Annotated in this window: 11 protein-coding genes; 4 read left to right on the top strand and 7 right to left on the bottom strand. The window is 58.6% G+C overall.

Features of this window, described 5'->3' with window-relative positions:
- Positions 1-47 precede the first annotated feature (47 nt).
- Positions 48-1,415 carry an MmgE/PrpD family protein gene (locus tag BMG07_RS11000; RefSeq protein ID WP_198084599.1) on the bottom strand — a complete coding sequence of 456 codons (1,368 nt, stop codon included), beginning with the start codon at positions 1,413-1,415 and terminating at the stop codon, positions 48-50.
- A gap of 362 nt (positions 1,416-1,777) precedes the next feature.
- Between BMG07_RS11000 and BMG07_RS10995 the strand changes: the two genes are divergently transcribed.
- From BMG07_RS10995 to BMG07_RS10980, 4 genes are all read left to right on the top strand, one after another.
- The gene (locus BMG07_RS10995) at positions 1,778-2,575 is read left to right on the top strand and encodes an SDR family NAD(P)-dependent oxidoreductase (protein WP_198084598.1); all 798 of its coding nucleotides are present in this window, start codon (positions 1,778-1,780) and stop codon (positions 2,573-2,575) included.
- A gap of 24 nt (positions 2,576-2,599) precedes the next feature.
- Positions 2,600-3,643 carry a tripartite tricarboxylate transporter substrate-binding protein gene (locus BMG07_RS10990; protein ID WP_269758845.1) on the top strand — a complete coding sequence of 348 codons (1,044 nt, stop codon included), beginning with the start codon at positions 2,600-2,602 and terminating at the stop codon, positions 3,641-3,643.
- A gap of 8 nt (positions 3,644-3,651) precedes the next feature.
- A complete protein-coding gene (locus BMG07_RS10985) occupies positions 3,652-4,788 on the top strand; it encodes an NADH:flavin oxidoreductase/NADH oxidase (protein WP_198084597.1) in 1,137 nt (378 codons plus the stop codon).
- A gap of 229 nt (positions 4,789-5,017) precedes the next feature.
- Complete coding sequence (locus BMG07_RS10980; protein ID WP_198084596.1) at positions 5,018-5,215, top strand: hypothetical protein; 198 nt, start codon at positions 5,018-5,020, stop codon at positions 5,213-5,215.
- A gap of 180 nt (positions 5,216-5,395) precedes the next feature.
- Here the strand turns inward: BMG07_RS10980 and BMG07_RS10975 are convergent, their stop codons facing one another.
- From BMG07_RS10975 to BMG07_RS10955, 6 genes are all read right to left on the bottom strand, one after another.
- Positions 5,396-6,877, bottom strand: a complete 1,482-nt coding sequence (locus BMG07_RS10975; protein ID WP_198084595.1) for an NAD-dependent succinate-semialdehyde dehydrogenase — start codon at positions 6,875-6,877, stop codon at positions 5,396-5,398.
- A gap of 46 nt (positions 6,878-6,923) precedes the next feature.
- On the bottom strand, positions 6,924-7,964 hold the full coding sequence (locus BMG07_RS44795; RefSeq protein ID WP_374221261.1) for a GMC family oxidoreductase: 1,041 nt from the start codon (positions 7,962-7,964) through the stop codon (positions 6,924-6,926).
- A complete protein-coding gene (locus BMG07_RS44050) occupies positions 7,961-8,563 on the bottom strand; it encodes a GMC family oxidoreductase (protein ID WP_374221258.1) in 603 nt (200 codons plus the stop codon). Before BMG07_RS44050 ends, BMG07_RS44795 begins: the two co-directional genes overlap by 4 nt.
- A gap of 17 nt (positions 8,564-8,580) precedes the next feature.
- Entirely contained in the window at positions 8,581-9,777 is a 1,197-nt protein-coding gene (locus BMG07_RS10965) for an MFS transporter (protein WP_374221260.1), read from the bottom strand.
- 191 nt (positions 9,778-9,968) lie between these two features.
- Entirely contained in the window at positions 9,969-11,348 is a 1,380-nt protein-coding gene (locus BMG07_RS10960; RefSeq protein ID WP_198084594.1) for an MmgE/PrpD family protein, read from the bottom strand.
- Between the two features lie 39 nt (positions 11,349-11,387).
- The gene (locus BMG07_RS10955; RefSeq protein ID WP_198084593.1) at positions 11,388-12,377 is read right to left on the bottom strand and encodes a tripartite tricarboxylate transporter substrate binding protein; all 990 of its coding nucleotides are present in this window, start codon (positions 12,375-12,377) and stop codon (positions 11,388-11,390) included.
- Positions 12,378-12,397 lie beyond the last annotated feature (20 nt).

Genomic DNA, 12,397 nt, shown 5'->3' with positions numbered 1-12,397 from the left:
CGCGGGTTCCTGGGCCGACCGCAAGCGGCCGGCAGCCGCGGCAAATGTCAGTCCTTAAAAATCGAAGTGCAGCTTGGCAGCGACTTGGCCGAGTCAAGTGAATCCACCTTCTGGAGCAAGTCGAACAGCTCACGTGCTTCCGTCTTGCTGTGGGTCTTGTCGGTGCAATCGACAAATTTCCCCCACAGCTCCTCGGTCGTGAGCGGTGCACTGGCGTAGCCGGGTACCGTCGCGATCGGCCCGCTTTCCAGTACTTCACCATTGCGCAGCCTCATAGTGACTGACTCAGTCGGCGAAAAGACCGGATCGCGCGGATCGAACTCGTCCACCGCCTTCAGCTTCACTTTCGGATAGAAAGCCTGCATGTCGTCGCGCAGCACGACTTCGTCGGCGGTTTCTGCGACACCCAGCTTGCCGAGGATCACTGCGGCAGCAATAGCGAACTGCCCGCTGAACTGCGCCTGGAACATGTTCTGCGGACGCTCATGCACGAGACAGGTGACCTGGCCACGACCCATCTCCACTTCCACCGACTCGATGTCACGCGGATCGATGTTGCGACCTTGCAGCATCTTGACGGTCCCTTCGAACGAACGATGCTCGAAGAAGCAGGTCGGGTGCATCTTGAACTGCAGTTTGTGCTTGGGCAGATACCACTCCTTGCCCAGCTTGGACGGCGATTCACGATCCGGCACACCACCGGACGAAAACGCCGTCAGATATCCCTGCACATTCTCCAACGCGTCCACGCTGCCGGTCATGCCTGCTGCGGCAAGGCGGGCGGCAACCAAGCCGTTGCGCGACGCCATGCCAGAGTGGTAGCCCTTCGTCATCGAACCGAAGTTCGAGAACAGGCCGCCGGCGTGGCTAGCGGCGATGGCCAAAGCCATCGTCGCTTGATTGGCTGACAAGCGGTGCAGCACGGAGCAGGCTGCCGCGGAAGCGAGCGGGCCCAAGACCGCAGTGGGATGCCAACCGGCGCTGTGATAGTTCTGATTGCGACGCCATAGTTCGCACCAGACCTCGTAGCCTGCGACAAATGCAGTCACCATGTCCTTGCCGCTCGCCCCCAGGACTTCGGCTTCGGCGAGGATGGCGGGGACCAGAACGCCGGCCGGATGGCCAGACATGGTCTGCACACCATAGTCGAGGCAATGCGCCACAGCACCGCCGAGCAATGCCGCATCGGGACCGGCGACGAGATGGGTGGACAGGCAGGCGCGGGATTCCTGGCGGCCAGCTGGTTCCACGATCGTCTTGCGGAGGATGCCGGAGATGGGCTGATCGATGCCAGCCATGATCACACCGATGGTGTCCGTGAACGCGTCACGTACAGCGGGAAGAACCTCCACAGGCAACTGCTCGTACCTGACGTCGGCAAGAAATTGCCCGGCTTGGGCGGTCAATGAGTTCATAGGACAGCTTCTCTCTTTCGATAGTTGGTCCATCGACGACTTACTCCTAGCACTTCGTCGAGGAAATCCAATTATCCCATATTTTTGGATTTCTTTCAAGACCCAAATTTCTGACTTACAGCCATGGGTCCAGCCTTGCCACACTCACGGGAAAAACGAAGTCCTCTGATCTGGAGTTGAATTTATTTCTAAAATCCCGCATACTGCGACTTATCGAATCAAAAAAATGGAGACAACATGGCGTCCTCGACACGCAAACATGTAGCGCCCGCCCATGCACCGAGAGGCCTCACCACAAAGGAAGCCCAGCTCGCGATGCCTCGCCTTGGCGCAAACCAGGCACGATCGTTCAGGAGGACAACTTGAGCACACGGCCTCTTAATGGCCGCTGCGCCTTGGTCACGGGTTCAACCGCAGGTATCGGACTAGCCATCGCAGACGAGCTCGGGAAGCAGGGTGCGGATCTGGTGCTGAACGGATTCGGCATAGATGGCGCGATAGAAGACCTCCGCGCCTCTCTGGAGAAGCGCCACGGCGTGCGCGTCACTCATCACCAGGCAGATGTATCGTGCAGAGTCGAAGTTCAAGATCTGGTCGATGCAGCGCACGCACACGGCCGTGGCCGCGTCGACATACTGGTTAACAACGCCGGCTACTCGATCGAAGCGCCGACGGAGTCCTTCGGCATTGAGGCCTGGGACCATCAGGTGGCAGTCAATCTCAGTGCACCGTTCCACGCGATCCGTTGCACTTTGCCCGGCATGCGCCTTCGAGGCTGGGGGCGTATCGTGAATGTAGCGTCTGTACTCGGGCTGGTTGCAGTGCCCAATCGCATCGGCTACGTCGCGACCAAACATGCATTGATTGGACTGACCAAGGTGGTCGCACTCGAAACCGCGGGGACAGCGATCACATGCAATGCCGTTTGCCCAGGACTGGTCGGCAACGACCGAGTGCGCGAGTCGCACCGCAAGCAGGCCTTAGAGACGCGGCAGTCCCCAGAGGAAGTTCAACGTCAGGTCATGGCCCTGAGACAGCCATCGGGCAACTACATCCCCAGTGAGGATGTTGCAGCAATGGTCGCCTATCTGTGTGGCCCCCATGCTTCAGAGGTGCGAGGGGCCGCGTGGACGCTGGACGGCGGCTGGTCGGCTCGCTGAATGCAGCTTGAGAGATTGATCACCTTGAGACTGGACCTCACAATGCTTCGAGCACACTATCAGCACTTGGCCCAACGCCTAATTTTTGGCCAGCCGCCCAGTGGCAGCCGGCGTCGCGCCTTCCTTGCAGCGCTTTCACTTCTCGCCATCTCCTCGATCGCCTCGGCTCAACAAGAGCACATACCAGCACTGATAAAGATCGTCGTGCCTTTCGCCGCTGGAGGCGGCAGCGATGTAATCGCTCGAGTCGTATCCAAGCAATTGAGTGAACGATTAGCCACAAATGTCATTGTCGAGAACCGACCGGGCAATGGTGGCCTGATCGGTGCTGCTGCAGTTGCCAGAGGACCGAAAGATGGATCGGTGCTGCTGTTTCATTCGACTAGCTTGGTGACAGGTGCGGCTACGTCGAAGAGGCAGCTATTCGATGTCACAACCGATCTGCTGCCGTTTTCCTTCATCGCAGAAAGCCCGATGCTTGTCGGCGTATCCGCGTTGTCGAAAATCAAGACGCCGCAGGATTTGGTCGCGGCCGCGCAGAAAAGTCCTGATGGAATCACATACGGCTCGCCCGGAATTGGCTCTATCGGGCACTTGGGCGTCGAACTTCTCAACGACGCCGCCAAGATTCAGCTGCGCCACATACCCTATACCGGCACAGCGCCCGCACTGATCGACGTCGCGGCGGGACGAGTGGGACTGACAATTGGCTCCTACTCTGCATTGGCGTCGCAATTGAGTTCCGGACGAGTGGTCCCGATTGCGGTTACATCCGCCCAGCCGAATCCCGCTTTTCCACAACTGCCGCCCATGGCAATTGCCGCACCCGGATACAACGCCAACATCTGGTATGCACTCTTTGCGCCCGCGGGCATTCCGCCTTCACTAATGCAGCGCCTTCATCGGGAGGCAACCGAAGCCGCGCGAAGCCCGGAAGTGCAGACGCTTCTAAAGCCCGATGGCGCCGCTCCTGTTCAAGGAAGCCTTCCAGAACTCGCGCAGCGAGTGCGCCAAGACTATGCCATGTGGAAAAGACTGGCGATTGAAAAACACATCATTGTTGACTGAGGACCGTAATGACAAAGCTCTTCCAAACGTTTGCCCTGCGTGGGATCACTCTGAAGAACCGCTTCATGATTTCCCCCATGTGCACCTACCGCGCCGGCCAGGACGGTATGGCCCATGATTGGCACCTGATGCACTACGGCCGATTGGCCGCCGGTGGTGCGGCCATTGTGATGACCGAATCGATTTCGGTCGTTCCGGACGGCCGTCATTGCTATGGCGATATCGGGATCTGGAACGATGAACAGATCGTGCCCCTCAAACGCATCACGGACTTCATCAAAGCCCAGGACAGTATTCCCGCAATTCAGTTGCAACATGCAGGCCGCAAGGCCAGCTCGACGCGGCCTTGGCATGGTGGCGCCCGGGCTCTCGATGAAACAGATCTGAAATTGCGCGGCGAAAAGGGCTGGACCGTAGTAGCACCCAGCCCCCTTCCCTACACGCCCAGCGCTCCGACGCCTCGAGAGCTGACAACGGCGGAGGTGCGCGAGTTGGTCACACAATACGCCGCGGCCGCAGAACGCGCGCTTCGTGCAGGCTTCGAGATCATCGAAGTCCACGCGGCTCATGGCTACTTGATCAATGAGTTTCTTTCCCCCGTCGCCAACCATCGCACCGATGAATACGGTGGAAGTCTGCAGAATCGGATGCGCTTTCTCCTCGAAATCATCGACGTCGTGCGGGCGATCTGGCCTGAGGACAGGCCGGTGCTGGTTAGGGTCTCGGCGGTCGACGGGGTCGAAGGAGGCTGGTCTCTCGATGACACGGTTGCGCTGGCTCAAGAACTCAAGCTGCGGGGGGTGGATGCAATCGACTGCTCCTCCGGTGGAATGGGTGGCTCGGCCGTCAACGCGCGTGTTTCACGGGGACCCGGCTTCCAGGTTCCTTTTGCAGAACGCGTCCGCCTGGACGCGGGTATTGCCACGGTGGCCGTCGGCCTTATTCTCGAGCCCGCGCAAGCGGCGGAGATTGTGGACAGTGGACGGGCCGACATAGTAGCCATCGGCCGCGAAGCTCTCAGAGACCCGAACTGGCCAAACGTCGCCCGCACACAACTGGATCCCGCAGGAGGCTATGCACATTGGCCGGATCCTGTCGGCTGGTGGCTGGACCGCCGCGCCCAATCGCTGGCGGCAAAAGATTGAGGGACTGCGCCCGCGTGATGCCCGCCTACGACTACCGCGTCGTCGGAGCGGGCTCGGCTAGGTGCGTGCTTGCCGATCGCCTCTCTGCCCCATCCTACTATTGAAAGGTGCGGCGGGGTGGGTAGATCCCTGCTCTAGGAAGGCCGGCACGTCGTTGGCGTCACGGACCATGAAGGGACTCTGAATTTCGCGCCACGGAAGCAATCATCTCGACTAACCATGCCCCCCCGTGCTGCATCAGCGCTCGGGCATCGATGGCAGCGGGACACTGGGCTCACTCAGCATCGTCACCGGCCTCGCTTTGGACGGAACATGCAAACTCACGCGGCAGTATTTCTCGGAGCTCCTTGAGATGAGGCTCGCGCTAGCCCTCGTCTTTGAATACGCATCCGACCGCCTCCATGCGACTATCTTCCAGCAGCCGTGACGCTCCCGTCCCCGGCCTGTACGTCAATAGGGGCTTGCCCATCGGAGCAACCGCTGCGTCTATCCCAGAGCAAGGGCTGCGCATCAACATCCACCCATCATCGACAGCGTCAATTTTTGCGGGAAGCGCAGTTGCTGTGCAGCAACCGCGCGAGCTTCGTCTACCGGAGGCCATGAGCGTTCAGACCTTTGCGGTGTACTGAAGAATGGTTTTGGTGACCAGGTACGCATCCAAACTGTTTGGACCTCCTTCACGGCCGAGCCCGCTCTCCTTGACTCCTCCGAACGGGGTATCGGCATCAGGAGTATCGAAGTGGTTGATCGAAAGCATGCCGCACTCCAAGCGCCTGTTGATCTGCTCCGCTTCTTCCAGCGAATTTGTAAAGGCGTACCCAGCAAGACCGAAAGGCAAACTGTTGGCGATGGCAATCGCCTCGTCAAGGTCAGCCGCCGACACGCAAGCGGCAATGGGGCAGAACGGTTCAGTTGTCATGACGTCTGCGTCCAGCGGCACTTCGGCCAGTAATGTGGGCGCAAAGAAAAAACCTCGATCCCCGACCCGATCGCCACCTGCAACCACGCGGGCCCCACGTTGTCTCGCGTCGGCAACCAAGGCTTGCGCGGCGGCCAGCCTTCTGGCGTTGGATACAGGGCCGACCTCGACTTCTGGATCAAGACCATCGCCCATGCGCAGTTCGTCGAGCGCCTTGCCGAACGCTGCCACGAACTCCGAGTAGGAGTTGCGATGCACGATGAACCGAGAAGGCGCAGTACAGATTTGCCCCGAACCTCGCGTCTTTACGATTGCCGCCATCCGGGCGATTGCAACTGCATCAACGTTTTCTCCCACCAAGACCGGCGCATGGCCACCGAGTTCCATCGCCACCGGTTTCATGACCTTCGCCGCCAGTTGCGTCAGGTGCTTTCCAACGCCGGTCGAGCCGGTGAACGTAACCATGCGAACCGCCGGCGACGCAATCAGCACGGATGAGATGTGCTCAGGATCACCCAAGACGAGATTGAGCACCCCTGCAGGCAATCCTGCCTCCTCGAAGCACCTGACGAGTTCGCACGCCGTGCCTGGCGTCTCCTCTGCAGGCTTCAGAATCACCGAACAACCTGCCGCGAGGGCCGCACTGGTCTTGCGCGCCGCTGAGCCCATGGGAGAGTTCCACGGAGTGGCAGCGAAAACCGGCCCAATAGGCTGCCGCGTCACCATTTTCTGCATCTGTGGCGCGCTCGGCACGATGGCGCCATAAGCACGCAGGGCTTGACCCATCTCCCATTCATAGAAGTTCAACGAGCGCTCAATCTCCGCACGTGCATGGGACAACGGTTTTCCGTGCTCGAGAGTCAAAATCCGTGCAATCGATTCCTTTCGCTCACGCAGTAGGTGCAAGGCTCTCTGCATAACCCGAACACGCTCCGTCGGCGCCGTATCTCGCCATATCAGGAATCCGCGAGCTGCCGCGCCCAGGGCGCGTTGCAGATCTGAATCAGTGGCCTTGGGAACGGTTGCAAGGACTTCCTCAGTGCTCGGATTGACCACAACGCCGGCGTCTGCGCGGTCATAGACCCATTCGCCGTCCAGGAAAAGTCCGATTCGGGGGTATTCGTCTTTGCCACTCCCGGTCGAATGCCATTCGATTGATTGCTTGGGCATGCTCGAAAATCCTCTCTTGGTGCTAGGAGCGCTGCTCCACTTTCTTTTAAACAGCGTCCAGTTGCCGAGAACTGACGGCACGCCTTGGAAGCGCATCTTGGCGGATCATGTGCGCTCCCTTCGCCGCAATCATTAGGGTTGGCGCATTGGTATTCCCGGAGGTCACGTGAGGCATGATCGAGGCATCCACGACGCGCAGTCGATAGCAACCTCTGACGCGGAGCCGTTCATCCACTACCGCCATGGAGTCCTGCCCCATCTTGCAGGTACTCGTCTGGTGCGAGGCCGTATTCCCGGCTTCCACCATGTACTGCATCATCTGCTGGTCGGACTGAACCTTCGGACCTGGCAGGCACTCGCCGAGCACACGGCCGGCGATGGGCGCCATGGCCATGATTTCGCGGATCTGGCGAATCCCGCTAATCATGACGCGGGCGTCGTCCTCCTCTTTCAGAAAGTTCGGCGTGAGCTTGGGTGGTTCTGCCGGATTGGCGGAGTTCAATGTGACCACACCCGTAGACCGTGGACGAAGAATGAAAACGGACACACCCAATCCTGGCTCGCGGTCCACCTCGACATGCCCACTGGAGTGGAAGGTAAAGGTCATGGGCCGGAAGCTAATCTGAAGATCGGCGTAGTCCATCTCAGGGCTGCTTTTGACAAAGGCGGCGACTTGCGATGTTCCCAGTGCCAAGTAGCCGCCCCCAGTCAACAGATAGCGGGCACCTTCAAGGTATTTCCGCAGTCCACGAAGGTTGCGGTTGTAGCAGCTCGCATTTGTCGAACGGTGAGCCGTGTGCACGTAGAAGTGATCCTGAAGATTGGCTCCCACGCCGGGCGACTCCTGAACCTGCTTGATGCCGTGCTTCTGCAATTCTGCTGCAGGCCCCACCCCTGACAACATCAGCAGCTGGGGCGTATTCAGGGAGCCCGCTGACAGGATCACTTCCCTGGCAGCTTGAATGGTCTGCTTGCGACCGTTGTTTTCCACCTCGACGCCAATTGCCTGATTGCCCTCGAAAACGACCCTATGAACAAGACAGTCGGTGAGGACGGTCAGGTTGGGGCGATCGAGAACGGGCTTCAGAAATGCGTAGTACGCCGACTCGCGCCGGCCACCTCGATGGTGTGTTGAATGAACCCAACGCCGTCGTGCAGCTCACCGTTGAGGTCGTCGGTTTTCGGAATGCCAAACCGATTGGCTGATTCGATGAAGTCATAGGAACTAGACACCTTCACCAATGGGTCGCTGACATGCAAGGGCCCGCCTGACCCGCGGTATTCGTCCGGTCCGCGTTCGTTGTGTTCAATTGATTTGAAGAAGGGGAGAACATCGTCGTACCCCCATCCCGGGTTGCCGAGATCCCTCCAGTTATCGAAATCCCGTCGATGGCCGCGGATGAAAATCATCCCATTGATTGAACTCGAGCCCCCCAGTCCCTTGCCACGCGGCCAGTACATCTTCCGACCACCGAGTTCCGGCATTGGCTCGGTGAAATATTTCCAGTTGAGCTCGTTGTGAGAGAAGAGCTTTGCCATCCCTGCGGGCGTTCGAACCCAGAACCGGTCGGATGGTGGACCAGCTTCGAGCATAAGAACCCGATTCTGGGGATTTTCACTGAGGCTGCGTGCGAGTACGCACCCTGCGGAACCGGCTCCAACAATGATGTAGTCGTAGATTTCCATAGATGAATCCTCTGTGCTCATTTCAAGTCACGCAGGACTGGTCCAACCCCTTGAGAGGAGCGTACAGCTGGTGGAGCAGAGTCGATGGAGGTTCGCAGATCTACCTCCTTTGTTTCAGGCACAAATTGGATCAAAACTATGTTTACCAGTGCGACAACCGCGACATACCATCCGGGCGCGAAGGGTGAATGAAACACGTTGATCAGCCATGCGCATACGAGAGGAGCTGTGCCACCAAGCACCGCGACCGTTAGCTGATATGCAATGGCATGGCCCGTAGCTCGAAAGGACGTAGGGAAAAATTCGGCGCAGGTAACGAAGCAAGCTCCGCCATACAGGCCGATGCCAATTCCGAGGATGACCTGCCCCGCGACTGCCTCCAAGAGTGAGCCGTTTGCGGCCAATCGAACAGAAACGTAAGCAAGAACTCCGATCCACAACGCGCCGACCGAAAGTACTTTCTTTCGTCCAAAGCGGTCGCTCAGTGCGCCTCCGATCGGAATGAATATCGCGTAGGCAACGATTCCTGCAGCATTGGCCAGGAGTGCGGATGTGGAGTCAAGTCCGACCTGTTTCACCAAGAAGGTGTACATGAATCCAAGAAGTAGATACGAAGCCACCGACTGAACGGGAAGGATCATCGCCACGTAGAGCATCGACCGCACCCCTGAGCGCGTAACGGCACGGAGCGGATTGCGAGACTCAACGGTTCGCGATGCTCGTTTGTACTCTTCCGGATCTTCCAGGTTACGTCGAAGCCAATATCCAATGATGCCGATCAAACCGCCCAGAAGGAATGGCACGCGCCATGCCCATTCGAGATACGTCTCCTTGCCGATGAGTAGCTGCATGCTGAGCAACATGAGCGCGACAAGAGCGTTAGGGATGTTGGCAAAGAAATAGATGATGCCCACCCACGTTCCTCTTCGCCCGGCTGGAGCCGACTCCAGAATAAAGGTGGTGCTCCCGGTAATCTCTCCGCCGACTGCAAAACCTTGGGCCAACCGGCAGATCACAAGAAGCAAGGGAGCGGCCAGTCCAATGGACTCGTAAGTCGGGATCAGTCCGATAGCTGCCGTCCCCATGGCCATCAACCAGATCGTCATGGCCAAGACCTTGACCCGCCCGATCCGGTCGAGCATGTAGCCGAAGATCAGGCCTCCCACCGGTCGCGCTACAAAAGCGACCGCATAGACCGCAAAAGCGCTGAGAATCGCTGTTGACGGGTCGCTGCCAGGAAAGAAGTGAGCCGCGAGAAATGGAACCGAAAGTCCGAAGACGGCGAGTCGTAGGCTTCGCCAAAGTTCCCGATCGAGGCACCGCTTAGCTTTCTTCTTGACTCGATAGCCTTCATATTGTCTCCTTATCTTTTTCTATTTGTTTGATGTGTTGCGTTGGCGCGGCATCAAGTCAAGGAGCGCATGAGCTCGGTAGCATCGCTTAGCTTCTCAAGTGATCGAACCATTTCCTGCACCGTGAGAATCGTCTTATTGGATGGTGCATTGGCAGCGAGTGATGCGCATTCGGCGAACTTTTTTGAGAGCTCGGTCCATCCCATTGGGTTATCTCTGCTCCCAGGAGTGCCGTCTCCTGTGCCCGTCAATGTCCTACCGTCCCGCGTAACGATGTCGACTCGCGCGTTGGGCATGTCGCCAGTCCAATCCATGCTGCTGTCATCCACCGGCACAACCTTCAGAGCGGCGGCCAACACGGCTGCATCGGTCAATCCCGACTCCGTGAAATGCGACGCTTTTACGTCGCCATGCACGATGGCCGCCGCCAATACAAAAGGAAGGCTGAACCGTGCGTCCATGGGCGTTGCAGGGCAACGACGCTCCTCGAGCGGATAGCACATCCGCTGCGAGAAGTCGCCGACATACGGGCGGATATCGCGAATATCGCTCTCAACGAGCTTGTGCTTCCGGATCAATTGCAGGGTTGCATGGATGTAGGTGTTTGCGAGCCCGCAAACCGGCCACGGCTTGTACTGGAGCGTGCTGCCTGCAAAGCTGTGCCCGAGGTCGGCGAGCATCCGGGTACGGTCGTACTTGCCGCCGAAGTAGACGTTCATCACGCCGGCCTTACCTTCGAAGACGCTCTGCGTTCCAGTAACGCCCTTGCGCGCCAGCAATGCGGACAAGACCGCACTCTTCGCCATGAAGCCCGCATACAGCTGTCCTAAATCACTCTCCCTTCCGTAGCGCATCTCAAGGGTGCCGCACGAGCCCAAGCTGGCGATACCCAAGGCATTGGAAACCTGGTCCGCGTTGAGCCCGAGCACATGCGCCACACTCGCCGTCGCGGAAAAAACACCGAGCACGGTAGTCATGAGCCAGTCTTGACGCTCCGCGACGTTACGCCGCATCCGCAGAAACATGTCCTGCCCAAGCGCTACCGACGTGATGAGAGTCTTTCCGGACACATTGCCTGCATGTTCGGCAGCAGCGAAAACTGCCGGAATGATCGAACTGCTCGGGTGATGACCATCGGCGCCCATATCGTCAAAATCCAGGGCGTGCGCCATCGCGCCATTTGCAAAGGCAGCCATGAGGGCCGGCGCGCGCTCCCTCGATCCAAGAATGCTGCATTCCGGGATGCCACCATTTTCGCGAACGAGATCAACTACAGCGCCAACCGCGGGTACCGTGCCGCTTGCGGCCAAGCTTACGCCGAGCAGATCGAGGATGCTTTTCTTAGCAGATTCAATCGCGTCTTCCGGCAGGTCTTCAAAGCGACAGCTTGCGACGAACGATGCAAACTCATGAGAGAGGTCTTTGGAGCTCATACAACTTTCCTTTTCTAGCAAATCAGAGTACTTGGCGGCCTACTTGCTTTGGGCCTTGGGAGCGCGGATGATCTTTCCGTAAATTGCAATCTCGGCCTTCGCCAACGCGGTGAGGTCCTCTCCGATGAGATCGAACGGCTCCAGGTTGACCTTTGTCAATGCATCGATGTACGCCTGAGACTTAACTGCTTTGCGCAGGATTTCACGCATGGCTGCCACCTTTTCGGAGGACGTGCGATTGATGAAGTAAGTGCCGAACCAAGAGGTGATCTGATAGTCGGGAACACCTTCCTCGATCATTGTTGGAAGTTGCGGAAGGCCGCTGAGACGGGCCGGAGCACCAACCGCGAGTGCCCTTACTCGCCCGGCCTCCTGAAGTGATTTCACATTCGAGATATCCACCAGCACGAGATCGACTTCGCCGCCTGCCAACGCGGTCAGTGCGGCCGTGGTGGTCTTGTAAGGCACGTTGAGCATCTCGATTCCCGTCCGCGCTTCCAAAAGCTGACCGGCCAGCAAGGATGTGGTGCTGGCGCTCCCGTAGGTGTACTTACCGGGCCTTGCCTTTGCCGCCGCGACGAACTCGCGGACGGACTTGAACGGCGTGCTGGGTCCCAAGTTGAATGCCGGAGAGTTTTTTGCGATCGCGACGAGCGGGACGAAGTCGCGCAGCATGTCGAACGGCTGGTTCGGCACCATCAGCGGATTCAGGACCGTCGTCGAACTGCTCACGAGGAGCAGCGTATTTCCGTCCGCAGCTCCATTGAGCACCGATTGGATGCCGATGACCGTATCAGCACCAGGCTTGTTATCAACGATCACGTGCAGACCAGAGACCTCCGAGATAGCCCTGCCGAACGCCCGCGCGATCACATCCGAAGATGATCCAGGGCCAAACGGGACCACGATCTTGAGCGGAATAGCCTTGTCAGGATAGGTCTGAGCCATTGCACAACCCATGCCCAGCATGAGCCAGAGGAACGTGACCCGAATCGCGGGCGCGCCGAAGAAGCGGTTGAAGTAGTTCATGATGTTCGCGAGCGGTCGGG

The organism is Variovorax sp. E3 (genome assembly GCF_016082275.1).
Lineage (GTDB): Bacteria > Pseudomonadota > Gammaproteobacteria > Burkholderiales > Burkholderiaceae_C > Variovorax.
Note: the sequence above shows the minus strand (reverse complement) of the source record. Positions and strands in the feature narration are given on the sequence as shown.